This window comes from Serratia sp. 4542, assembly GCF_016805595.1.
Lineage (GTDB): Bacteria > Pseudomonadota > Gammaproteobacteria > Enterobacterales > Enterobacteriaceae > Serratia > Serratia nevei.
The window spans coordinates 231488-255692 of sequence record NZ_RXKV01000016.1; the positions used below are offsets into that span (position 1 = coordinate 231488).

Annotated in this window: 24 protein-coding genes; 11 read left to right on the forward strand and 13 right to left on the reverse strand. The window is 60.1% G+C overall.

All coding sequences use genetic code 11. The features are described from left to right. Positions 1-94 precede the first annotated feature (94 nt). The 4 genes from gyrB to dnaA are packed head-to-tail and all read right to left on the reverse strand — an operon-like array spanning position 95 to position 6158. Positions 95-2509, reverse strand: coding sequence for a DNA topoisomerase (ATP-hydrolyzing) subunit B (gyrB, locus tag EKL15_RS22415; RefSeq protein ID WP_060424357.1), 2415 nt, complete (start codon positions 2507-2509; stop codon positions 95-97). An 18-nt stretch (positions 2510-2527) separates the two neighbouring features. Then, on the reverse strand, positions 2528-3613 hold the full coding sequence (gene recF / locus EKL15_RS22420) for a DNA replication/repair protein RecF (RefSeq protein ID WP_033636531.1): 1086 nt from the start codon (positions 3611-3613) through the stop codon (positions 2528-2530). A 45-nt stretch (positions 3614-3658) separates the two neighbouring features. Continuing rightward, a complete protein-coding gene (gene dnaN / locus EKL15_RS22425) occupies positions 3659-4759 on the reverse strand; it encodes a DNA polymerase III subunit beta (protein WP_064290625.1) in 1101 nt (366 codons plus the stop codon). A 4-nt stretch (positions 4760-4763) separates the two neighbouring features. Beyond that, positions 4764-6158 carry a chromosomal replication initiator protein DnaA gene (dnaA, locus tag EKL15_RS22430; protein ID WP_004933889.1) on the reverse strand — a complete coding sequence of 465 codons (1395 nt, stop codon included), beginning with the start codon at positions 6156-6158 and terminating at the stop codon, positions 4764-4766. 682 nt (positions 6159-6840) lie between these two features. On the opposite strand from dnaA, the gene rpmH reads away from it, so the two are divergent. The 9 genes from rpmH (at position 6841) to EKL15_RS22475 (ending at position 14345) form a co-directional block, all read left to right on the forward strand. Continuing rightward, complete coding sequence (gene rpmH, locus EKL15_RS22435) at positions 6841-6981, forward strand: 50S ribosomal protein L34 (protein ID WP_000831330.1); 141 nt, start codon at positions 6841-6843, stop codon at positions 6979-6981. Positions 6982-6998: 17 nt separating this feature from the next. After that, a complete protein-coding gene (gene rnpA, locus EKL15_RS22440) occupies positions 6999-7358 on the forward strand; it encodes a ribonuclease P protein component (RefSeq protein WP_004933883.1) in 360 nt (119 codons plus the stop codon). Next, a complete protein-coding gene (gene yidD / locus EKL15_RS22445; protein ID WP_004933881.1) occupies positions 7322-7579 on the forward strand; it encodes a membrane protein insertion efficiency factor YidD in 258 nt (85 codons plus the stop codon). Before rnpA ends, yidD begins: the two co-directional genes overlap by 37 nt. Positions 7580-7581: 2 nt before the next feature. Beyond that, a complete protein-coding gene (gene yidC, locus EKL15_RS22450; RefSeq protein WP_049200579.1) occupies positions 7582-9219 on the forward strand; it encodes a membrane protein insertase YidC in 1638 nt (545 codons plus the stop codon). A gap of 96 nt (positions 9220-9315) precedes the next feature. Beyond that, entirely contained in the window at positions 9316-10680 is a 1365-nt protein-coding gene (gene mnmE / locus EKL15_RS22455; RefSeq protein ID WP_038876016.1) for a tRNA uridine-5-carboxymethylaminomethyl(34) synthesis GTPase MnmE, read from the forward strand. Positions 10681-10827: 147 nt separating this feature from the next. Then, positions 10828-11628, forward strand: coding sequence for an MBL fold metallo-hydrolase (locus tag EKL15_RS22460; RefSeq protein WP_100396618.1), 801 nt, complete (start codon positions 10828-10830; stop codon positions 11626-11628). Positions 11629-11761: 133 nt separating this feature from the next. Continuing rightward, on the forward strand, positions 11762-12487 hold the full coding sequence (locus tag EKL15_RS22465; RefSeq protein WP_100396619.1) for a 4'-phosphopantetheinyl transferase superfamily protein: 726 nt from the start codon (positions 11762-11764) through the stop codon (positions 12485-12487). A 161-nt stretch (positions 12488-12648) separates the two neighbouring features. Continuing rightward, positions 12649-13215: an NADPH-dependent FMN reductase gene (locus tag EKL15_RS22470; RefSeq protein WP_025304752.1), complete on the forward strand. Its 567-nt coding sequence runs from the start codon at positions 12649-12651 to the stop codon at positions 13213-13215. Between the two features lie 77 nt (positions 13216-13292). Then, the gene (locus EKL15_RS22475) at positions 13293-14345 is read left to right on the forward strand and encodes a hypothetical protein (protein ID WP_038876022.1); all 1053 of its coding nucleotides are present in this window, start codon (positions 13293-13295) and stop codon (positions 14343-14345) included. A gap of 35 nt (positions 14346-14380) precedes the next feature. On the opposite strand, the gene EKL15_RS22480 is transcribed toward EKL15_RS22475, so the two are convergent. Continuing rightward, positions 14381-15718: an NCS2 family permease gene (locus tag EKL15_RS22480; RefSeq protein ID WP_028128066.1), complete on the reverse strand. Its 1338-nt coding sequence runs from the start codon at positions 15716-15718 to the stop codon at positions 14381-14383. 235 nt (positions 15719-15953) lie between these two features. On the opposite strand from EKL15_RS22480, the gene EKL15_RS22485 reads away from it, so the two are divergent. Beyond that, positions 15954-16358, forward strand: coding sequence for an NUDIX domain-containing protein (locus EKL15_RS22485; protein WP_060424368.1), 405 nt, complete (start codon positions 15954-15956; stop codon positions 16356-16358). A 46-nt stretch (positions 16359-16404) separates the two neighbouring features. After that, positions 16405-17073, forward strand: a complete 669-nt coding sequence (gene yieH, locus EKL15_RS22490) for a 6-phosphogluconate phosphatase (RefSeq protein WP_060424370.1) — start codon at positions 16405-16407, stop codon at positions 17071-17073. Here yieH and EKL15_RS22495 read toward each other — a convergent pair. From EKL15_RS22495 to pstS, 8 genes are all read right to left on the reverse strand, one after another. After that, positions 17070-17810, reverse strand: a complete 741-nt coding sequence (locus tag EKL15_RS22495) for an amino acid ABC transporter permease (protein WP_197848338.1) — start codon at positions 17808-17810, stop codon at positions 17070-17072. The genes yieH and EKL15_RS22495 overlap by 4 nt on opposite strands. Before the next feature lies 1 nt (position 17811). Then, complete coding sequence (locus tag EKL15_RS22500) at positions 17812-18525, reverse strand: amino acid ABC transporter permease (RefSeq protein WP_025304748.1); 714 nt, start codon at positions 18523-18525, stop codon at positions 17812-17814. Between the two features lie 81 nt (positions 18526-18606). Continuing rightward, positions 18607-19446, reverse strand: a complete 840-nt coding sequence (locus EKL15_RS22505; protein WP_019455482.1) for an ABC transporter substrate-binding protein — start codon at positions 19444-19446, stop codon at positions 18607-18609. Positions 19447-19614: 168 nt separating this feature from the next. After that, complete coding sequence (gene phoU, locus EKL15_RS22510) at positions 19615-20349, reverse strand: phosphate signaling complex protein PhoU (protein ID WP_016929613.1); 735 nt, start codon at positions 20347-20349, stop codon at positions 19615-19617. An 11-nt stretch (positions 20350-20360) separates the two neighbouring features. Continuing rightward, on the reverse strand, positions 20361-21131 hold the full coding sequence (pstB, locus tag EKL15_RS22515; protein ID WP_016929614.1) for a phosphate ABC transporter ATP-binding protein PstB: 771 nt from the start codon (positions 21129-21131) through the stop codon (positions 20361-20363). A 54-nt stretch (positions 21132-21185) separates the two neighbouring features. Next, a complete protein-coding gene (gene pstA / locus EKL15_RS22520; protein ID WP_019455481.1) occupies positions 21186-22076 on the reverse strand; it encodes a phosphate ABC transporter permease PstA in 891 nt (296 codons plus the stop codon). Position 22077: 1 nt separating this feature from the next. Next, the gene (gene pstC / locus EKL15_RS22525; RefSeq protein WP_004933822.1) at positions 22078-23034 is read right to left on the reverse strand and encodes a phosphate ABC transporter permease PstC; all 957 of its coding nucleotides are present in this window, start codon (positions 23032-23034) and stop codon (positions 22078-22080) included. Positions 23035-23125: 91 nt separating this feature from the next. Then, positions 23126-24166, reverse strand: a complete 1041-nt coding sequence (pstS, locus tag EKL15_RS22530) for a phosphate ABC transporter substrate-binding protein PstS (protein ID WP_038876034.1) — start codon at positions 24164-24166, stop codon at positions 23126-23128. Positions 24167-24205: the final 39 nt, after the last annotated feature.

Below are 24205 nucleotides of genomic sequence, written 5' to 3' on the forward strand. Positions count from 1 at the left end.
GCTAACGCGTTTCAGCCTCGGCTGTCAGCGCCAAAAAAGGCGTAAAAAAATCCGCGCGGGTCACCCGGCGCGGATTTTCACAGCCATTAACGCATCAGATATCGATGTTCGCCGCTTTCAGGGCGTTTTCTTCGATAAAGGCGCGGCGCGGTTCAACCGCATCGCCCATCAGCGTGGTGAACAGCTGATCGGCAGCGATGGCGTCCTTGACGGTCACGCGCAGCATGCGGCGGCTTTCCGGATCCATGGTGGTTTCCCACAGCTGCTCCGGGTTCATCTCGCCCAGACCTTTATAACGCTGCACCGACAGGCCGCGGCGCGACTCTTTCACCAGCCACTCCAGCGCCTGCTCGAAGCTGTCTACCGGCTGACGACGTTCGCCACGCTCGATGAACGCACCGTCTTCGATCAGCCCGCGCAGCTTCTCGCCCAGCTGGCAGATCTTGCGATATTCGCCGCCGTGGATGAAGTCGAAGTCCAGCTTATAGTCGGTATCCACGCCGTGGGTGCGGATGCGCAGCGCCGGCTCGAACATCTGGCGCTCACGGTTCTCGAAGATCACGAAGTCATAGCTGCTGCCGTGCTGCTCTTTGTCGTTCAGCGCCTGCACCAGCGAAGCGATCCAGGTTTTCACCTTGGCTTCATCGCTGAGATCGCCTTCGTTCAGCGTCGGCTGGTAGATCAGGCTGTTCAGCAGCGCGCGCGGGTAGCGGCGCTCCATGCGGCCAATCAGCTTCTGCACGCCGTAGTGTTCGGCCACCAGTTTTTCCAGCTGCTCACCGCCGAGCGCCGGTGCGCTGGCATTGGTGTGCAGCGTAGCGCCGTCCATCGCGATGGCGATCTGGTACTGATCCATCGCCTCGTCATCTTTGATGTACTGCTCTTGCTTGCCTTTCTTCACCTTGTACAGCGGCGGCTGCGCGATGAACACGTGGCCACGCTCGATGATTTCCGGCATCTGGCGGTAGAAGAAGGTCAACAGCAGCGTACGGATGTGCGAACCGTCGACGTCGGCATCGGTCATGATGATGATGCTGTGGTAACGCAGCTTGTCTGGGCTGTACTCGTCGCGGCCAATGCCGCAACCCAGCGCGGTGATCAGCGTCGCCACTTCCTGCGAGGAAAGCATTTTGTCGAAACGCGCTTTCTCGACGTTGAGGATTTTCCCCTTCAGCGGCAAGATAGCCTGGTTCTTGCGGTTGCGCCCCTGCTTGGCAGAGCCGCCCGCGGAGTCCCCTTCCACCAGGTACAGTTCGGACAGCGCCGGATCGCGTTCCTGGCAGTCCGCCAGTTTGCCCGGCAGGCCGGCCAGATCCAGTGCGCCTTTGCGGCGGGTCATCTCACGCGCTTTACGCGCCGCTTCGCGCGCGCGCGCCGCGTCGATGATTTTGCCGACCACGATTTTCGCGTCGCCTGGATTTTCCATCAGGTAATCCACCAGCTTCTCGTTCATCAGCGTTTCAACCGCGGTTTTCACCTCGGAGGAGACCAGCTTGTCCTTGGTCTGAGAAGAGAACTTCGGATCCGGCACCTTCACCGACACCACGGCAATCAGGCCTTCACGCGCGTCATCGCCGGTGGCGCTGACCTTGGCCTTCTTGCTGTAGCCTTCCTTTTCCATGTAGCTATTCAGCGTACGGGTCATCGCGGTACGGAAACCGACCAGGTGCGTGCCGCCGTCGCGCTGCGGAATGTTGTTGGTGAAGCAGTAGATGTTTTCCTGGAAACCGTCGTTCCACTGCAGCGCCACTTCCACGCCGATATCGTCTTTCACGGTCGAGAAGTAGAACACGTTCGGGTGGATCGGGGTTTTGTTCTTGTTCAGATACTCGACAAACGCCTTGATGCCGCCTTCGTAATGGAAGTGGTCTTCACGGTCGGTGCGCTTGTCCTTCAGGCGGATAGACACGCCGGAGTTGAGGAAGGACAGCTCGCGCAGACGCTTGGCCAGAATGTCGTACTCAAAATCGGTCACATTGGTGAAGGTCTGGTGGCTCGGCCAGAAGCGCACCATGGTGCCGGTCTGTTCGGTTTCGCCCACCACGGTCAGCGGCGCCTGCGGCTCGCCGTGGCTGTAAGTCTGTTCGTGTACTTTGCCTTCGCGGCGGATCACCAGCTCCAGTTTCTCCGACAGGGCGTTAACCACCGAGACGCCCACGCCGTGCAGGCCGCCGGAAACTTTATAGGAGTTGTCGTCGAATTTACCGCCGGCGTGCAGCACGGTCATGATGACCTCTGCGGCTGAAACCCCTTCTTCCGGGTGAATGCCGGTCGGAATGCCGCGGCCGTCATCCTGTACAGATACCGAGTTGTCGGCATGGATGGTGACCTGAATGTCACTACAGTGGCCCGCGAGCGCTTCGTCGATAGCGTTGTCCACAACCTCGAATACCATGTGGTGCAGACCGGTGCCGTCATCGGTATCGCCGATATACATGCCCGGGCGCTTGCGCACCGCATCCAGCCCTTTTAATACCTTGATACTTGAGGAGTCATAAGAATTCGACATCAACGTTTCTCGCTCATTTTAGTCCTGTGGTTGAACCTCTATTTTACCCTGTTCCACGCGGAACATCTTGCCCTTTTCACCGGCCATGTCGGTCACTTGTTCAGCGCTGACCGCGCTGACAAAAACCTGGGCCTGGGTGGCTTTCAGGCGATCGGCCAGCAACCGGCGACGGCCGGTGTCCAGCTCGGAGGCAAAATCATCAATCAGATACAGGCAACGCCGCCCGCTCTGCCGGGTGAGAAACTCACCCTGCGCCAAGCGCAACGCGCACATCAGCAGCTTAAGCTGACCGCGCGATAACAAATCCTCTACCGGCGTGCCGTCGGCACGAATGCGGAAGTCCGCTTTATGCGGCCCCACCGCGGTATAGGTCAACGCCCTGTCGCGCTCGAACTGGCGCTCCAGCAGCTCGCCGTAGTCGCTCTCTTTGTCCCAGCCGCGCTGGAAGGAGAAGCTCAGGGCGAATTCAGGCAGAAACTGCGCGCAGGTCGCGGTGATATCCGCGGCGATCGCGTCGCTGTATTCCGCCCGCCATTCGCTGATGCGCTCCGCGAGCGGGATCAGTTCCTGATCCCAGGCGCGGATCTGCGCATAGCGACTCACCTGGCGCAGCGCGGCATTGCGCTGCTTCAGTAACCGTTTCAGGTTGCTCCAGGCGGTGAAAAAACCGGGTTCGTTATGAAAACAGCCCCAGTCAAGGAAGGCGCGCCGGAATTTCGGCCCGCCGTTCAGCAGGGTAAAACCTTCGGGGGTGATCAGCTGCATGGGCAGCAGCTGCGCCAGCTCGGCCACCTTGTGGCCGTCGCTGCCATCGATGCGTACTTTGCTGTCACCCTGACGGCTCTTGCTCAATCCTACCGACAGCTCGCGCTCCGTACCTTCTATGCGGCCGTGCAGCACGAACTCCGGCTGGTCGTGACGGATCACCCGACCGGCCTGCAGGCTGCGAAAGGCGCGGCCGTGCCCGAGCGTATATACCGCTTCCAGCACGCTGGTCTTGCCGCTGCCGTTGGCGCCGACCAGGAAGTTGAATCCCGGCGCCAGCGCCAAATCCGCCGCCTCGATATTGCGGAAATCTTTAATCAATAAACGCGTCAGAGCCATGCAATCTCTTTACCGATGACGGTGCTGTAATTCAAGGTAACGAGACTACAACCGCATTGGCATGACAACGTAGGCCGCCGCCTGGCTGGCGCCGTCTTCGATCTGCACGCTGGAGACCGAGTCGGTCAACAGCAGGCGCACGTCTTCACACTTGAGCGCGTTCAACACGTCCAGCACGTAGCTGACGTTGAAGCCGATCTCCATCTCCGCGCCGTCGTAGCTGACGTCGAGGATCTCTTCCGCCTCTTCCTGCTCCGGGTTGTTGGCGGTGATCTTCAGCTGGTTCTGGCTGACGTACAGCCGCACGCCGCGGAATTTCTCGTTCGAGAGAATGGCCGCGCGCGCAAACGCCTGCTTGAGCAGATCGCAGCCGGCTTCCAGCGTTTTATCCGGGTTCTTCGGCAAGACGCGGCGATAGTCCGGGAAACGGCCGTCAACCAGCTTGGAGGTGAAGATGAAATCGCCGACGTGGGCGCGAATGTTGTTGCTGCCGATCTGCAGCTGCAGCAGCGAATCGCCGCCGTCCAGCAGACGCACCAGCTCCATCACCCCTTTACGCGGCACGATCACCGAATGCGACGGCAGCTGTTGGCCGATCGGCATCGAACACACCGCCAGGCGGTGGCCGTCGGTCGCGACGGTGCGCAGCTCCTCGCCTTCGGTTTCAAACAGCATGCCGTTCAGGTAGTAACGCACGTCCTGATGGGCCATCGAGAACTGGGTGGCTTCGATCAGGCGCTTCAGCGTCGCCTGCGGCAAGGTGAACTCCACCTCGCTCTGCCAGTCGTCCAGGTTCGGGAAGTCCGCCGCCGGCAGCGTGGACAGCGAGAAGCGGCTGCGGCCGGACCGCACCAGCATGCGCTCGCTCTCCAGCGTGACGGCGATCTCCGCCCCTTCCGGCAGGCCACGGCAGATATCAAAGAATTTACGCGCGGGCACGGTGGTCGCGCCCGCCTCGTGCGGTTGGGACAGGGCGACGCGCGCCACCATCTCCATCTCCAGATCGGTGCCGGTCAGCAGCAGGGAGCCTTCCGTCACCTGCAGCAGCAGGTTGCCCAGGATCGGCAAGGTCGGGCGGCCGCCCAGCGGGCTGCTCACCTGTTGCAGCGGTTTTAGCAGATGCTCACGTTCAACGATAAATTTCATAGCGCTATGAAGATAATGTTCTGATTAAATTGGAGAAATCTTCTTTGATGTCGTGACTTTCCTCACGCAGCTGCTCGATCTTCCGGCAGGCGTGCAACACCGTGGTATGGTCGCGGCCACCAAACGCATCGCCGATTTCCGGCAGGCTGTGGTTGGTGAGTTCCTTCGCCAGCGCCATCGCCATCTGGCGCGGGCGGGCAACGGATCGCGAACGCCGCTTGGACAGCAAATCCGCGACTTTAATCTTGTAATACTCCGCCACCGTCTTTTGAATATTGTCGATGGTGACCAGCTTTTCCTGCAGCGCCAGCAGATCGCGCAGCGCTTCGCGCACGAAATCGATGGTGATGGCCCGGCCGGTAAAGTTGGCGTTGGCGATCACGCGGTTCAGCGCCCCTTCGAGCTCACGCACGTTGGAACGCAGGCGCTTGGCGATGAAGAACGCCACTTCGCCCGGCAGGCGAATGTCGTTCTCGTCGGCCTTTTTCATCAGGATCGCCACGCGGGTTTCCAGCTCCGGCGGCTCGATCGCCACCGTCAGCCCCCAGCCGAAGCGGGACTTCAAACGATCTTCCACCCCGTTGATCTCTTTAGGGTAGCGATCCGAGGTCAGGATGATCTGCTGATTGCCTTCCAACAGGGCGTTAAAGGTATGGAAGAACTCTTCCTGCGAACGCTCCTTGTTGGCGAAGAATTGGATGTCATCGATCAGCAAGGCGTCGACCGAACGGTAGTAGCGCTTAAACTCTTCGATAGCATTGTTCTGCAACGCTTTGACCATGTCCTGCACGAAGCGTTCCGAGTGCATGTAGACCACTTTGGCGTTGGCTTTGCGCGCCATGATGCCGTTGCCGACCGCGTGCAGCAGGTGAGTTTTACCCAGGCCGGTGCCGCCATACAGGAACAGCGGGTTGTAGGCGCCGCCCGGGTTGTCCGCCACCTGGCGAGCCGCCGCGCGCGCCAGCTGGTTGGACTTACCCTCGACGAAGTTGTCGAAGGTGTGCTTGGGGTTGACGTTGGAGCGGTAAGAGAGCTCGGGTTGCGCCGCCGCGTTGTCCCAGCTCGGGCGCGAAGGCGCGGCCGTGCGCGCCGCCGGGGCTGCGGGGGCGCTGCTGACGCTGGCGGTCACGGTCTGGCTGATCACCTGCGTGATCGGCTTGCTGCCGACTTCAAAACGCAGCAAAGGCGCATCCGTGCCGCAGAAATCATTCAGCAGACCATTGATGTTGTTTAAGTATTTATCGCGAACCCAATCCAGCACAAAACGGTTAGGCGCGTACAGCGCCAGGGTGTTGTCACTCAGTTCCGCCTGCAATGGGCGAATCCACATACTAAATTCTGTGGCAGGTAACTCATCCTGCAATCGGGCAAGACACTGCTGCCAAAGCGAAAGTGACACGGCGGACTCCACTCGAACAAGATCAATAAAGAAAAGAAACGGGCAACTTTTTTATAACTCATGATTTTTGACACATACCCGGCATCGGCTGTTTGCCTGTGGGGGATGCGAACCGCCTTTCACGGTTTGTGTCCCTCACGATCCCGGTATGAGGGATCGCGATCGGAATGACGGATCATAGCGCAATCCGCGCAAGAGATCCTCCCCTTCCTCACAGATTAGATCCATTTTATCCACAGGCCGCGGCCGGCGGCGATCTTTTCGCCGCTGGCGCCGAATGGCCGCGCAGATCCCGGCCGCTGCGCCGCGTTTTTTACATTGTCAACCGGTTATACCCTGTTATCCACGCCGGATCCTGAGATCGCGCGCAAAGGATCTCACGGGGATCCTTGCGATTTCACCCCGAGTCCGTATAATCTTCGCCCTACGTGTGATACCTGGTTCCTTATGGTGCGTCATTAGCCAGACAGGATTCTGCGGTGACCACGGGCCAAGACCGGATTTTGTTCCGTTATTGGCAGACAACCAGGTAGGCTGGCGCGATGCGAATTGACTCAGGACTGTACAATTATTACAATCCCGCTTCTTTATGTATTGCGATTGAGGCGTCGGTCATCTTCACGCCGAGTAGCCAAACGCGTTTACTGATCAGTAATTATTTTAAGTTTAGGTAGAAATCGCTATGAAACGCACTTTCCAACCGTCCGTATTGAAGCGCAACCGTAGCCACGGTTTCCGTGCTCGTATGGCCACCAAAAATGGTCGTCAAGTTCTGGCCCGCCGTCGTGCGAAAGGCCGTGCTCGTCTGACTGTTTCTAAGTAATAAAGCTAACCCGCTGAGTGGTTAAGCTCGCTTTTCCCAGGGAGTTACGTTTGTTAACTCCCACTCATTTCACTTTCGTCTTCCAGCAGCCACAACGGGCTGGCACGCCGCAAATCACCATCCTCGGCCGCCTGAACCAGCTGGGGCATCCCCGCATCGGTCTTACCGTCGCCAAAAAACACGTCAAACGCGCGCACGAGCGTAATCGGATCAAACGCCTAACCCGCGAAAGCTTCCGCCTGCGTCAGCACGAATTACCGGCGATGGATTTTGTCGTGGTGGCCAAAAAGGGGATAGCGGATTTGGATAACCGCGCGCTGACGGAAGCTTTGGATAAATTATGGCGTCGCCACTGTCGCCAGGCTCCCGCATCCTGATCGGGCTGGTGCGGGCCTATCAGCTCGTCATCAGTCCGCTGCTAGGGCCTCGTTGTCGCTTCCAGCCGACATGCTCTCATTACGCAATTGAGGCATTAAGCAGGTTTGGCATGATAAAAGGCAGTTGGTTAGCATTGAAACGCGTATTAAAATGCCACCCTTTGAACCCAGGTGGCGATGATCCGGTGCCGCCAAAAACCGACGATAACAGAGAACACTAACGATGGATTCGCAACGCAATCTTCTCCTCATCGCTCTGCTGTTCGTGTCTTTCATGATCTGGCAGGCATGGCAAACGGACAACGCTCCGCAGCCGGCCGCACAGACCACGCAACAGACTTCGAACGCAGTAGCCGGTGATGCCGCCAGCCAGGCCGTGCCAGCCAGTGGTCAGGGTAAGCTGATTACCGTGAACACCGACGTGCTGTCACTGACCATCAACACCCGTGGTGGCGATATCGAGCAGGCTAAACTGTTGGCCTACCCGGATACTCTGGGTTCATCGACTCCGTTCCAACTGCTGGAAACCACTCCGTCATTCGTCTATCAGGCGCAAAGCGGCCTGACCGGTAAAAACGGCCCGGACAACCCGGCCAACGGCGAACGCCCGCTGTATCAGGCGGCGCAGGACAGCTACACCCTGCCGGAAGGCCAGGACGAGCTGCGCATCCCGCTGACCTACACCGATAAAGACGGCGCGGTCTACACCAAGACCTTCGTGCTCAAACGCGATCACTATGCGGTCGGCGTGGATTACAGCATCGACAACAAAGGCGCGACGCCGCTGGAGCTGACCCTGTTCGGCCAGCTGAAGCAGACCACCGAATTGCCTAAGCACCGCGATACCGGCAGCAGCAACTTCGCGCTGCACACCTTCCGCGGCGCGGCGTACTCGTCCAGCGATGACAAGTACCAGAAATACGCATTCGACAAAGACGAAAACCTGAGCGTCACCACCAAAGACGGTTGGGTCGCCATGCTGCAACAGTACTTCGCCACCGCGTGGGTACCGGCGACCAAGGGTGACAACACCTTCTACACCGCCAAACCAGGCGACAACCTGTCCACCATCGGCTTCAAATCTACGCCGGTCGTGGTGCAGCCGGGCGCTCAGCAGCAGCTGAACGCGACCCTGTGGGTCGGCCCGGAGCTGCAGGACCAGATGGCCCAGCTGGCGCCGCACCTGGACCTGACCGTGGATTACGGTTGGCTGTGGTTCATCTCCCAGCCGCTGTTCAAACTGCTGAAGTTCATCCACGGCTTTATCGGTAACTGGGGCTTCTCCATCATCATCATCACCTTCATCGTGCGCGGCATCATGTACCCGCTGACCAAGGCGCAGTACACCTCGATGGCGAAAATGCGCATGCTGCAGCCGAAGCTGCAGGCGATGCGCGAGCGCATCGGCGATGACAAACAGCGCATGAGCCAAGAGATGATGGCGCTGTACAAGGCGGAGAAAGTGAACCCGCTCGGCGGCTGCCTGCCGCTGATCATTCAGATGCCGATCTTCCTGGCGCTGTACTACATGCTGATGGGTTCGGTCGAGCTGCGCCACGCGCCGTTCGCCCTGTGGATCCATGACCTGTCGGCGCAAGACCCGTACTACATCCTGCCAATCCTGATGGGCGTGACGATGTTCTTCATTCAGAAGATGTCGCCGACCACCGTGACTGACCCGATGCAGCAGAAAATCATGACCTTCATGCCGGTGATCTTCACAGTGTTCTTCCTGTGGTTCCCGTCCGGTCTGGTACTGTACTACATCGTCAGTAACCTGGTGACCATCCTGCAGCAGCAGCTGATTTACCGTGGTCTGGAAAAACGCGGTCTGCACAGCCGCGACAAGAAAAAAAGCTAAGCGTATTGTAGGGGTTCGGCGCGCCGACCCTTGCAGTCACCCCAAAGGCGGTCATTAGACCGCCTTTTTGCATCTTAATCGTCAGAGAGAACCGTTATGAGCACCACCGATACCATCGTAGCCCAAGCCACCCCGCCGGGACGCGGCGGCGTCGGCATTCTGCGCATTTCCGGAAGCCAGGCCAAAGACGTCGCCCAGGCGTTGCTCGGCAAGCTGCCGAAGCCGCGCTACGCTGACTATCTGCCGTTCCGCGACGCCACGGGCGCCACCCTCGATCAGGGTATCGCGCTGTGGTTCCCGGGGCCGAACTCCTTTACCGGCGAAGACGTGCTGGAACTGCAGGGCCACGGCGGGCCGGTGATCCTCGATCTGTTGCTCAAGCGCGTGCTGGCGCTGCCCGATGTGCGCATCGCACGGCCCGGCGAATTCTCCGAACGCGCGTTCCTCAATGACAAACTCGATTTGGCGCAGGCCGAAGCGATTGCCGATCTGATCGACGCCAGCTCCGAGCAGGCGGCACGTTCGGCGATGAACTCGCTGCAGGGCGCCTTCTCCACCCGCATCCACCAGCTCGTGGAAGCGCTCACTCACCTGCGAATCTACGTGGAAGCGGCGATCGACTTCCCCGACGAGGAAATCGACTTCCTGTCCGACGGTAAAATCGAGGCGCAGCTCAACGACGTGATGGCGGATCTGGACAGCGTGCGCGGCGAAGCGCGCCAGGGCAGCCTGCTGCGCGAAGGGATGAAGGTGGTGATCGCCGGGCGCCCCAACGCCGGTAAATCCAGCCTGCTCAATGCGTTAGCCGGGCGTGAGGCGGCGATCGTCACCGATATCGCCGGCACCACCCGCGACGTCCTGCGCGAACATATCCATATCGACGGCATGCCGCTGCACATCATCGACACCGCCGGCCTGCGCGACGCCAGCGACGAGGTTGAGCGTATCGGCATCGAACGTGCGTGGAACGAGATCGAACAGGCCGACAGAGTGCTGTTTATGGTTGACGGCACCACCACCGCCGCCACCGAGCCGGCGGAGATCTGGCCGGAGTTTATGGCGCGCCTGCCGGGCACGCTGCCGATCACCGTGGTGCGCAACAAGGCCGACATCACCGGTGAAACGCTGGGTCTGACGGAAGTGAACAACCACTCACTTATTCGCCTGTCGGCCCGCACCGGCGAAGGCGTCGATGTGCTGCGCGATCATCTGAAACAGAGCATGGGCTTCACCAGCAACATGGAAGGCGGTTTCCTGGCGCGCCGTCGCCACCTGCAGGCGCTGGAGCTGGCGGCACAGCACCTGGTGCAAGGTAAAGAACAGTTAGTGAGCGCTTACGCGGGCGAGCTATTGGCCGAGGAGCTGCGTCAGGCGCAGCTGGCCTTGAGTGAAATCACCGGCGAATTCACCTCCGACGACCTGCTGGGCCGCATCTTCTCCAGCTTCTGTATCGGTAAATAACGCCGCCAGACGCCTTCACGGCCGGGACAAACCCTTGTTCCGGCCGTTTTTCTTTCCCGCGCTCGCTCTGCGCGCCGGCTCACAGAGCCGCTACCGCCCTCCACGCTATACTGAAAAGTCAGGAATCTCTCTCAGGAACGAGTCAACATGGCATTGACCCTCAAGGTACTGCTGGAAAACCGCCGCGCCGCCGGCGCCGACCCATTATTGCAGGCCAAGGCCGGGCTAAGCCTGCTGATTGAGGATGAGACGACGTCCATACTGTTCGATACCGGCCCCGACGACAGCTTTCTGCGCAATGCGGCGCTGATGGGCGTCGATCTCTCCCGTATTACCGCAACGGTGCTCTCCCACGGCCACTATGACCACTGCGGCGGCGTCGCCTGGCTGCCGGACAACAGCCGCATCATCTGCCACCCGCAGGTCGGCGATGAACGCTATGCGGCGCTGAAGGTGCTAGGCCACACCCGCAAAATCAAAAAGCTCTCTTTGGATATCGACTACTCGCGCCACCGCATGCACTACAGCCGTGAACCGCTGGCGATCGGCGATCGCTTTATGTGGTCAGGCGAGATCGCGGTGCCCGCCCCGCGCGCCTACGGGGTGATCGCCGGGGAAAACGCGGCGGTGGATTACGTGATCGACGAAGGGGTGCTGATTTACAAATCGGATCGCGGCCTGGTGATCGTGACCGGCTGCGGGCACCGCGGGATCGTCAATATCGTGCGCCATTGCCAGAAAATCACCGGAATCGAAAGGATCCACGCCCTGATCGGCGGTTTTCATCTGCGCTGCGCTTCCCCGCGCACGCTCTGGCACGTCCGCCGTTTTTTGCGGCAGCATCAGCCGGAAAAGATCATGGGCTGCCACTGCACCGGCGCCTGGGGCCGGCTCTGGTTGCCGGCAGGGATCTCGCCGGCCACCGGCGATAGCTGGATCCTGGAATAACGCCTGCGCCGCTCATCATTGAAATCGGCAACAAATCGGATAAAACGCATAGTGTTTTTTGATGATAAATCCTCAACTTAGTCTTAATCTAACACCCCTGCGTTCTTAGCGACCCTCTGTCATGGAGTGAACAATGGCGTGTCATTTTGCCCGCTGGACCCCGGCCTCCGCTGTCCTGGATACCCAAAGACTCTCCGACGAAGTGATAGCCGCCACCCGCACCTTTTCCGTTAAACGCCGCACGCGCTACCTGCAAGGGCGCATTCTGCTCGCCGAAATGATGTTCTATCTGTACGGCCTGCCGACGCTGCCCCCCATCGCCACCACGCCGACCGGCCGCCCCTGTTTCGCCGATCATCAGTTGCCCGATTTCAGCCTCGCTTACGCCAGCAACATCGTGGGCGTGCTGCTCAGCGACGAGGGCAAAGTCGGACTGGATATCGAAGTGATGCGCGCGCGCGGCACCCGGCAAAGCGCGCTGCAACACGCGCATCAGACGCCGGCAGAAAGTGCCTGGATCGGCGCGCAGGACGATCGGCTGGAGGCAGAGACTCAGCTGTGGAGCATCCGGCAAAGCGTGCTGAAAATTTCCGGCCTCGGCAACAGCGGCCAGGCTACGCTGCGTCTGCATCCCTTCTCCGGCCACCTGCGCTCCAGCGCCACGCCGGACGTTCAGGTGATGAGCGACGCCGACGAATACCTGAGCTGGGCCTGCGCCGGCAGCCCCGGCCTGGACCGCCTGCTGTGCTGGCGCTACGAAGAGCGCCGCGGCCTGCACAAAGACGGGGAAATCTCGCCGCGCAGCCCGGCGGCATCCTCGCGCTTCGTTAAACTGACGGGCCTGAAGACGCCCGGTTAACGCAGCGCAAAGCGGATAACGCTGTCTTTACCGCACAAGTTGCTGGATTAAATTGTAAAGACAGCTAAATGTTGAGCAATCGCCTATTCTCGACCCGCGCTTTAGCCTACTATTCGCCCATGTTGTACGCTGAATCTGCTCATTCGAAAGGGAGAATCACCATGTCAGACCAAGCCTTGAAAATCGTCACTCTGCTCGGCAGCCTGCGCAAAGGCTCCTACAACGCCATGGTGGCCCGCGCCCTGCCTGGGCTGGCCCCACAGGGCGTCACCATTGAAGCGCTGCCTTCCATCCGCGATATCCCGCTGTACGACGCCGACATGCAACAGGGTGAAGGCTTCCCTGCCGCTGTCGAGGCGATCGCCGAACAGATCCGCCAGGCCGACGGCGTGATCATCGTCACCCCTGAATATAACTATTCCGTGCCCGGCGGGTTGAAGAACGCCATCGACTGGCTGTCTCGCTTGCCGAATCAGCCGCTGGCCGGCAAGCCGGTCGCCATTCAAACCAGCTCGATGGGGCCGATCGGCGGCGCGCGCTGCCAATATCATCTGCGCCAGATCCTGGTGTTCCTCGATGCGATGGTAATGAACAAGCCTGAGTTTATGGGCGGTGTGATCCAGAGCAAGGTCGATGAACAGGCCGGTGAACTGAGCGATCAGGGAACGCTGGATTTCCTGACCGGCCAGCTGTCCGCGTTCAGCGATTTTATTCGCCGCGTGGAGTGACCGTCTCGCGGCGCCCGCGGGGCGCCGCAACAGGACATGAAGTCCGTCAATTCATTGAAAATTAAAGCCATAGCATCATGTATTTTTTCATTTTAGCGTTATTTTTTGTTTCCATCACCAGTCCCGCTTTCGCCGCAGACATGCGTTATCCCGCCGGTGAAGAGCCGCTGGAGCTGCCGGCACACAGCGCGCTCAACGCCCAGCTGTCGCGATCCGCGCAAAACCAGGAAGACAAAAAGCTGGGCGCCATGTCGCTGTACCTGACGCTGATGCGCGAAGACGGCCGCAACGTCTGGGCGCCCTACCAGTTGGCGGTATCGTCGGCGGAGAAAGGCCAAACCGAGCTGGCGGAGCGCTACCTGCAGCTGAGCGCCGACCGCGGCCTGTGGTACTACTACAACCTGCTGGAGGACGACGCCTTCAACAGCATCCAGCACTCCGCCACCTACCAATCGATCTTGGCCGCCACCAAAGCGCGCTATCTGCAGCACGCCCGTCACTATGAAGGCAAGGCCAGCTACGCGATGCCGGACGGCGAAGCGCCGCCCGAAGGCTGGCCAACGGTGATCTTCCTGCATACCTACGGCAAAGCCGCCGCCATCAGCCCCGAAGAACGGCTGCTGTTCGGCGAAATGGGCGTGGCGTACATCGAGATCAACGGCACGCAGATGCTGTCGGAAAACAGCTTCCGCTGGTCGAATTACAGCGACGAGAGCACCCACACCGCCATTCAGCGTACGCTGCAACAGCTGGCTCCCCAGCTAAAGCTGAATACCCAACGGATTTACCTCAGCGCCCGCGGCCAGGGCGCACTGCACGCCGCCAACCTGATCGCGAAGTACCCGCAGTTTTACGCCGGTGCACTCCTGATCGCCCCCAACGGGGAGATCAAGCCGGCCCAGCAGTCGCTGGCGGCGCAAAAGAAAATCGTGATGGCGTATTACGATCGGCAGAACTTCAGCGAGCAGGCGCTGGCATTGCACTTCGCCAATCTGTTCGGGGAGGATAATCAGGTGCAGACGCTGCACTTCGCCCAAGGAGAGGATGCCGCCGGCAGTTGGCAGGCGCGCTTCAGGCGGCCGTTGCAGTGGGTGTTGGATCGGGCGCCGGATGCGACGCCGGGCGTCTAGGGGTTCAGGGCCGGCAGGCGCCGGCCCTTTGGCGGTCAATGGCCGTCGACGAAGACGATCTTCAGCACGAACAGCAGCGCCACCACCACCACACACGGGCTGATTTCACGCCAGCGGCCGGTGCCGAGCTTCATCACGCAGTAGGAGATAAAGCCGAGCGCGATACCTTCGGTGATCGAGAAGCTGAACGGCATCATCACCGCGGTAACAAACGCCGGTACCGCTTCGGTCAGATCGTCCCACTTCACCCGCGCCAGGCTGGAGGTCATCAGCACGCCGACGTAGATCAGCGCGCCGGCGGCGGCGTAAGCCGGCACCATGCCCGCCAGCGGCGACAGGAAGATCACCAGCAGGAACAGCAGGCCGGTGACCACCGCCGTCAAACCGGTGCGGCCGCCGACGGCGACGCCGGAAGAGCTTTCGATGTAAGCGGTCACGGAAGAGGTGCCCGCCAGCGAACCGGCCACCGAGCTGATGCTGTCGACGTACAGCGCCTGCTTCATGCGCGGGAACTTGCCCTGGCTGTCGGTCAGGCCGGCTTTATCGGTAACGCCGATCAGGGTGCCCGAAGAGTCGAACAGGTTCACCAGCATAAACGAGAAAATAACCCCGGCCAGCCCGATGTTCAGCGCGCCGGCCACGTCGACCTGGCCCACCACCGAGGTGATGCTCGGCGGCAGGGAGAACAGGCCGCCGTATTTCACGTCGCCCAGCATCCAGCCGATAAGGGTGGTGACCACGATCGACACCAGCACCGCCGCGTGGAAGTTACGCGAAGAGAGCACGGCGATGATGAAGAAGCCGAGCGCGCCCAGCAGCACGTTGTGCGAGGTCAGGCTGCCGATGGTCACCAGCGTGTCCGGGTTGGCCACCACGATGCCGGCGTTTTTCAGCCCCATCATGCCGATGAACAGACCGATGCCACTGGTGATGCCGACCCGCAGGCTGACCGGAATGTTGGCGATCATCCAGTAGCGGATGCGGAAAATGGTCAGCAGCAGCAGGCCGACCGCTCCCCAGAAGATGGCGCCCATGCCCACCTGCCAGGAGATGCCCATCGCCCCGACCACCACGAAGGCGAAGAAGGCGTTCAGGCCCATCGCCGGCGCCAGCGCCACCGGCAGGTTCGCCAGCAGGCCCATAAAGATGCTGCCGAAGGCGGCGATCAAACAGGTAGTGACAAATACCGCCTGGGTATCCATGCCCGCCGCGCCCAAAATTTGAGGGTTAACGAACACGATATACACCATGGTGAGGAAGGTGGTGATACCGGCAATCGTTTCCGTACGCGCCGTCGTGCCATGTTGCTTGAGTTTAAACACGCGCCCAAGCAAGCCTTGCTCAGCGTCAAGGCCAGATACTGGTTTGGTCATTATCAGAATTCCGAAAATGGGAATGGACAGTCGCCGGCTATCCTATAACAAAAAGTGGGGCTTTTGACGCCGGTCACAGGTTTTTTTCGCCGTCTTTACGGCTAAACGCGTCAACGGCTTGTATTTACAGGCTTTCATTCCCCGTTCCCGCCCGCTGCGTTGCCGTTTGCCGGCACGGCCGATAAAATGGCCTATCGCATCTCTTACCCTACCCGCTAAAAAAACAGGAATCCGCATGTCTTCGACCTTTATCGATAAGCTCGCGTTAATTACGCTGAAAGATGACAAAGTGGCGCTGGTGCGTTCACACAATAAGACGCTGTTTTATGTCCCAGGCGGAAAACGCGAAGCGGGTGAAACCGACGAACAGGCGCTGTGCCGCGAAATCGACGAAGAGCTGACCGTTGCGCTGCTGCCGAGCTCCATCGCGTTTTACGGCGAGTTCACCGGCCCGGCGGACGGCAAGCAGGACGGCACCCAGGTGCGCATTCGCTGCTATCAGGCCGACTTTACCGGGCAGCTGCAGCCGGCCGCCGAAATCGCCGAACTCAGGTGGTGCGACAGCCGCGATTTACCGCACTGCTCACACGTCGCCGCGCTGATTTTGCACGATCTTAAGGCGCGTAACCTGATCAAGTGATCGCTGAGCGGCCTCAGCGGCGTTAACCCGAAGGAACCTGTCCCGCATGAATCAGATTGACTGCATTTTGTTCGACTGCGACGGCACGCTGGTGGACAGCGAAGTGCTGTGCAGCAAAGCCTATGTGCACATGTTCGCCCGCTACGGCATTCACCTGTCGCTGGAAGAGGTGTTCAAGAAATACAAAGGGGTGAAGCTGTACGAGATCATCGATCGGGTCAACGCCGAGCAGGGCACTAACCTGGCAAAAGAGGCGCTGGAACCGCTGTATCGGCAGGAGGTGGCGCGGCTGTTCGACAGCGAATTACAGCAGATTGCCGGCGCCCGCGAGCTGCTGGCGCAGGTGACGGTGCCTGTCTGCACCGTCTCCAACGGGCCGGTCAGCAAGATGCAGCACTCGCTCGGCCTGACCGGCATGCTGCCTTATTTTGATGACCGGTTGTTCAGCGGCTATGACATTCAGCGCTGGAAGCCGGATCCGGCGATCGTGTTTCACGCCGCCGAACGGATGCAGGTACCGGTGGCGCGCTGCATCCTGGTGGACGACTCGCCCGCCGGCGCCCAGGCCGGCATCAACGCCGGCATCCCGGTCTTTTACTTCTGCGCCGATCCGCATAACCCGCCGATCGACCACCCGCTGGTGACGACGTTCGACGACCTGGCCCAGCTGCCCGCGCTGTGGCGCGAACGCGGCTGGCGGCTCACGGCCGATTAACTGGCCGGCAACGGCGGCTTGTTGCGCCACCAGCGCCAGGACCGTTTCAGCGCGCGGGTTTGCGCGCCGAAGCGGCGGTTAACCACGTTGGCCAGCAGATCGAGCGCCAGGCAGAACACGAAATAGACCAGCGCCACGAACAGGAACACTTCCATCGGGTAAACCATGCTGCGGTTGTTGACCTGGGTCGCCAGGAAGGTCAGTTCACCAACGCCGACGATATAAGCCAGCGAGGTGTCTTTGATCAGGGAGATCCACTGGTTAATGAACGACGGCACCATCATGCGCAGCGCCTGCGGCAGCACGATCATGCGCAGCGTCTGCCAACGGGTCAGCCCCAGAGAAAGCCCGGCCTGCCACTGGCCGGGGCCGATCGCGGCGATGCCGGCCTTCACCGCATGGGCCAAATAGGCCGAAGCGATCAGCGCCAGCGCGCACACCACGGTAGTGATTTCCGGGATCTCGACGCCAAACACCATCGGCAGCAGGAAATAGGTCCAGAAGATCAGCATGATGACCGGAATGGCGCGGAAAAAGCCCAGCACCGCCGCCAGCAATCCGGCAACGACGCCGCGTGACATCGCCAGCGCCACGCCGAATAACGTGCCGAGCACCGCCGAAGCCACGCCGGCCATCAGGCTGATCGCCAACGTCAGCGCCGCGCCGCCCAGCGGTCCGTCCGGCCAGGTGCCCCACAGCAGGTAGCCCAGGTTATCGTGAATTACGCTGAAATCCATCTCAATGCCCTCCCAGCGGTTTACGCTGTTGGCGCCACATGCCCCAGCCTTCCAGCAGCGCGATGATGGCGATATACAGCACCGTCGCCACGCCGAACGCCTGGAAGGTACGCAACGTTTCGGTTTCGACCTGACGCGAGGCGTAAGAGAGTTCGGCAACGCCGATCGCCATGGTCAGCGACGAGTTCTTGATCACGTTCATGTATTGCCCGAGCAGCGGCGGCAGCGCGATTTTCAGTGCCTGCGGCAGCACCACGTAGCGCATCGCCTGCCAGCCGGTCAGCCCCAGCGCCTGGGCGGCATATTTCTGCCCGCCGGCGACGCCGCGAATACCGGAACGGATCTCTTCGGCGATAAAGGCGGTAGAGTAGAGCGTCAGGCCGAAGAAACCGGCGAGAAACTCGAACGACGGCCACTCAAGCGGGCCGACCTGATGCGAGCTGTTCAGCCACTGCATGGCGGCGGACGGCAGGATCTGCCCGGCGGCGAAATACCAGAAGAACAGCTGCACCAGCAGCGGCGTATTGCGAAACAGCGAGCTGTACCCCATCGCCAGCCAGCGCAACGGCCGCAGGCTGCTGTCGCGCATCGCCGCCAGCACAAAGCCCAGCAGCGTGGCCGCCAGGCCCGCGCAGGCGGAAAGCCACAGCGTCAGCAGAAAGCCGTGCCACAGCCAGCTCAGGTATTGCGGCGCCAGCAGCCAGTCCAGGTTCATGTTCAATCCTTGTCTTGCAGAATGCATCAGGGGCGCAGCAAGCTGCGCCCCTCCGTGCCGATCTCACCGCGAGCGGTTAAATCAGGCTTTCGGTTGCTGATCCAAAGGCGCGATTTTGAAATCACCGCGCGGTTGGGCGGATTGGGTTTCCGGCCCGAACCAGCGATCGTAAATCTTAACCGCTTCGCCGTCTTTTTCCAGCTTGATCAACGTCTCGTTCACCGCGGCGGTCAGGCGATCTTCGCCCTTGGGAATGCCGACGCCCTGGTACTCTTTGGTCAGGCTGAACGGTGAAATTTCAAACTCCGCCTTCTGCGCCGCCGGCAGGTTGCCGAGCAGGCCGACCAGCTTGGCGTCGTCCTGAGTGATCGCCTGCACGTTGCCGTTACGCAGCGCCACAAACGCCAGCGGGGTGTCATCGTAAGAGATCACTTTCGCCGTCGGGAAACGCTCGCGCAGGGTGATTTCCTGCACCGTGCCCTTATCCGCGCCGATGCGCAGCTTCTTGATGTCTTCCGGGGTTTTCAGCACGCCTTTGCGGGCGATGAATTTCTGGCCGGTAGCGAAATATGGCACGCTGAAGTTCACTTCCTTGGCGCGCTCGTCGGTAATGGTGAAGTTGGCGGCGATCAGGTCAACCTTCTTCGACACCAGCAACGGAATGCGGTTGGCCGGGTTGGTGGCGCGCAGCTCCACTTTCACGCCCAGCGCTTTACCGATCGCATCGGCGACGTCCACATCGTAGCCCACCAGCTTCTTGCTCTGCGGGTCGATGTAGCCGAACGGCGGGTTGCTATCGAACACCGCGATACGCACCACGCCGGCTTGCTTGATATCGTCAAGTTTGTCCGCGTGCGCGGCGCCGGCGGCGAGGCCGGTCAGACTGGCTAACAACGTTAAGGCCAAAGCGCGATGTTTCATAGAAAGCTCCTAAGTGGTTGATGTCCTGCTGGCGGATAAGCTAGCAAGCGCCACATAGGTCAGGAAATAATATAAAAAGCTATATTTATAACCTTTTTATCTTTACGCGCTTAAGATGGAATAAAGGCGCGGGAAACCGCGCCTTTGAAGGATATTACCCGGAAAGGGTTAGTCGGCCTTTTCGTCTTTACCGCCCGGAGAGAGTAGCTTTTCCAGGGCATCACCACCCAAATGACGGAAGTCCTGCCCTTTGACGAAATAGAAGATAAATTCGCAGATGTTCTGGCAGCGGTCGCCGATGCGCTCGATAGAACGGGCGCAGAACAGCGCGGTCAACACACTGGGAATGGTGCGTGAGTCTTCCATCATGTAGGTCATCAGCTGACGCACGATGCCTTCATACTCCTGGTCGACCTTTTTATCTTCACGGTAGATACGGATCGCCTCGTCCAGATCCATGCGCGCGAAGGCGTCCAGCACGTCGTGCAGCATCTGCACGGTGTGGCGCCCCAGCGATTCCAGGCTGACCAACAGCGGCTGGTGCTGGTGCGAGAACTTTTCCAGCGCGGTGCGGCAAATTTTGTCCGCCACGTCGCCGATGCGCTCCAGCTCGGAAATGGTTTTGATGATCGCCATCACCAGGCGCAGATCGCTGGCGGTTGGCTGGCGCTTGGCGATGATGCGCACGCAGGCTTCGTCGATCGCCACTTCCATCATGTTGACCTTGGCGTCGCCTTCGATCACGCGCTTGGCCAGCTCGCCATCCTGATTGTGCATCGCGGTGATAGCGTCAGTCAGCTGCTGCTCCACCAGCCCGCCCATGGTCAGCACCTGGGTGCGGATATGCTCAAGCTCTGCGTTGAACTGGCCGGAAATGTGTTTATTTAAATTCAGGTTATCCATGATGCTTCCTATCAACCATAACGGCCAGTGATGTAGTCTTCAGTCTGCTTTTTCTGCGGCGCAGTGAACAGGTTATCAGTATCACTGAACTCGATCAGCTCGCCCAGATACATAAATGCGGTAGAGTCGGAGCAGCGCGCCGCCTGCTGCATGTTGTGCGTCACGATCACCACGGTGTAGTCGGCCTTCAGCTCGCTGATCAGCTCTTCAATCTTACCGGTGGAGATCGGATCCAGCGCCGAGCAAGGCTCATCCAGCAACAGCACTTCCGGACGAATGGCGATGCCGCGGGCGATGCACAGACGCTGCTGCTGGCCGCCGGAGAGGCTGTAGCCGCTCTGGTGCAGCTTGTCCTTGGTTTCGTTCCACAGCGCCGCCTTGGTCAGCGCCCACTGCACGCGCTCGTCCATATCGGCGCGCGACAGCTTTTCAAACAGGCGAACGCCGAAGGCGATGTTGTCGTAAATCGACATCGGGAACGGCGTCGGCTTCTGGAACACCATGCCGACCTTGGCACGCAGCAGCGCGATATCCGAGTTGTCGGTCAGGATGTTCTGGCCGTCCAGCAGGATGCCGCCTTCCGCACGCTGTTCCGGGTACAGCTGATACATCTTGTTGAAGGTGCGCAGCAGGGTGGATTTGCCGCAGCCGGACGGGCCGATAAACGCGGTGACCTTGTTCTTGGCGATATCCAGCGTGATGTTCTTCAGCGCATGGAATTTGCCGTAGTAGAAGTTCAGATCGCGTACCTGAATTTTGCTGCTGGAAGCGTCAGTAACCATACTCATCAAGACTTCTCTCTTTTCATCAGCGCCGCCAAAGCGGCGCTCAAAATTTTATGAATGCTTTTTCTTGGCGAAAATCACGCGCGCCAGGATATTCAGTAACAGTACGCACAGGGTGATCAACAGCACCCCGGCCCAGGCCAGCTGTTGCCATTCGGCGAACGGGCTCATGGCGAATTTGAAGATGGTCACCGGCAGGTTGGCGATCGGCTGCATCAGGTCGGTGCTCCAGAACTGGTTCGACAGCGAGGTGAACAGCAGCGGTGCGGTTTCCCCCGCGATGCGCGCAATCGCCAGCAGCACGCCGGTGATGATACCGGACACCGACGCCTTCAGCGTGATGGCGGAAATCATGCGCCATTTCGGCGTACCCAGGGCGTACGCGGCCTCGCGCAGCGTATCCGGTACCAGCTTCAGCATGTTTTCGGTGGTGCGAATGACGATCGGCACCTGCAGCAGCGCCAGCGCCACGATGCCGGCCCAGCCGGAGAAGTGTTCCATCTTCGCCACCACGATGGTGTAAACGAACAGGCCCACCACGATCGACGGTGCGGACAGCAGGATATCGTTGATAAAGCGGATCACTTCCGCCAGCCAGGATTTACGGCCGTATTCCGCCAGGTAGATGCCGGCCATGATGCCCAGCGGCGTACCGAAGATGGTCGCCCACAGGATCAACAGGCCGCTGCCGGCGATGGCGTTGGCCAGGCCGCCGCCCGCGGTATTCGGCGGCGGGGTCATTTCGGTGAACAGCGCCAGCGACATACCGTCGAAGCCTTTGGTGACGGTGGCGATCAGGATCCAGATCAACCAGAACAGCCCGAACGCCATGGTCGCCATCGACAGGAACAGCGCGAGGCGGTTTTTCTGCCGGCGCCAGGCCTGCATTTTGCGGCGGCTTTCCGCCAGAACGACTGCGTTTTGCATATCCATCGTCGCCATGTTAACGCCCCTCATTCTTGGCCAGACGCATGATCATCAGTTTCGACAGCGCCAGCACGATAAAGGTGATAACAAACAGAATCAGACCCAGCTCCATCAACGCGGCGGTGTGCACGCCGGACTCGGCTTCGGCGAATTCGTTGGCCAGCGCCGAGGTGATACTGTTGCCCGGCATGTACAGCGAAGCGCTGTCGAGCTGGTAGGTGTTACCGATGATAAAGGTCACCGCCATGGTTTCCCCCAGCGCGCGGCCCAGGCCCAACATCACGCCGCCGATGACGCCGTTTTTGGTGAACGGCAGCACGATGCGCCAGATGACTTCCCAGGTGGTGCAACCGATGCCGTAGGCCGACTCTTTCATCATCACCGGCGTCTGTTCGAACACGTCGCGCATGACCGCGGCGATGTAAGGAATGATCATGATCGCCAGGATCACCCCGGCGGCCAGAATGCCGATGCCGAAGGCCGGGCCGGAGAACAGCTCGCCGACGATCGGAATGCCCGACAGCACTTCGCCCACCGGCGTCTGGAAGTATTCGGCGAACAGCGGGGCGAACACGAACAGGCCCCACATGCCGTAGACGATGCTCGGGATGGCCGCCAGCAGCTCAATGGCGATGCCCAGCGGCCGCTTCAACCAGTTCGGCGCCAGTTCGGTCAGGAACAACGCGATGCCGAAGCTCACCGGCACGGCGATGATCAGCGCGATAAGCGAGGTGACCACGGTACCGTAGATCGGCACCAGCGCGCCGAACTGCTCCGCCGGCGCGTCCCACTCTTTGGTCCACAGGAAAGCGAAGCCGAATTTCTGCATGCTTGGCCAGGAGGCGAAGATCAGCGAAACGATAATGCCGCCCAGCAACAATAGGGTAATCAGCGCAGCCAGTCTCACCAGCGCGCTGAAAATGATGTCACCGTTTTTGCCCGGTGCTTTGATGGTCGGCTTGTACTCAGCCATAGATTACTCTCTGTTTGAACCCTGGCAGCCCCAACCGGGATCGGAGCCTGAAGAACTGTGTGGGGCGCGGCGAGCCCGCGCCCCTGCGTTGTTAGTACAGCGCTTTACCTGAACTGTCTTTTACGTTGGTTTTCCAGGCCGCGCGCACCTGCTCAACTACTTCTTTCGGCAGGGTGGCGTAATCCAGCTCGTTAGCCTGTTTGCCGCCGGTTTTGTAAGCCCAGTCGAAGAACTTCAGCACTTCGGCGCCCTGAGCAGGGTTTTTCTGCTCTTTGTGCACCAGGATGAAGGTGGTGGAGGTGATTGGCCACACGTTGTCGCCTTTCTGGTCAGTCAGATCCTGAGCGAAGGTCTTGCTCCAATCCACGCCTTTGGCCGCGTTGCTGAAGCTCTCTTCAGTCGGGCTGACCGGTTTGCCGTCGGCGGAAACCAGCTTGGTGTAAGCCAGGTTGTTCTGCTTGGCGTAAGCGTATTCTACGTAGCCGATAGAGCCTGGCAGACGCTGAACGAAGGCGGCGATGCCGTCGTTGCCTTTGCCGCCCAGACCGGTCGGCCAGTTAACGGTAGAACCGGCGCCAATCTTTTCTTTCCACTGCGCGTTGGCCTTGGACAGGTAGCTGGTGAACACAAACGAGGTGCCGGAACCATCGGCGCGGCGCACCACGGCGATGTTCTGGTCAGGCAGTTTCACGCCTGGGTTCAGCTTGGTGATAGCCGGGTCGTTCCATTTTTTGACGTTGCCCAGGTAGATATCGCCCAGGGTTTTACCGTCCAGAGTCAGTTCGCCGGATTTAATGCCCGGGATATTCACGGCCAGCACCACGCCGCCAATCACGGTCGGGAACTGGAACAGGCCGTCGGCCGCCAGCTTGTCGTCAGACAGCGGGGCGTCGGAGGCGCCAAAGTCAACGGTGTTGGCCACGATTTGCTTCACGCCGCCAGAGGAGCCGATGCCCTGATAGTTAACTTTGTTGCCGGTTTCTTTCTGATAAGAATCTGCCCACTTGGCGTAAACCGGAGCGGGGAATGTCGCACCTGCACCGGTCAGGCTGGCAGCAGCGAACGCGGACACGGCGGTCAGGGAGAAGGTCGCTGCCACAATACTGGCGACGGTGGTACGCATCAGTTTCATAATCCCTCCTAATGGGATATTTAAAATCGACTTCGAGTC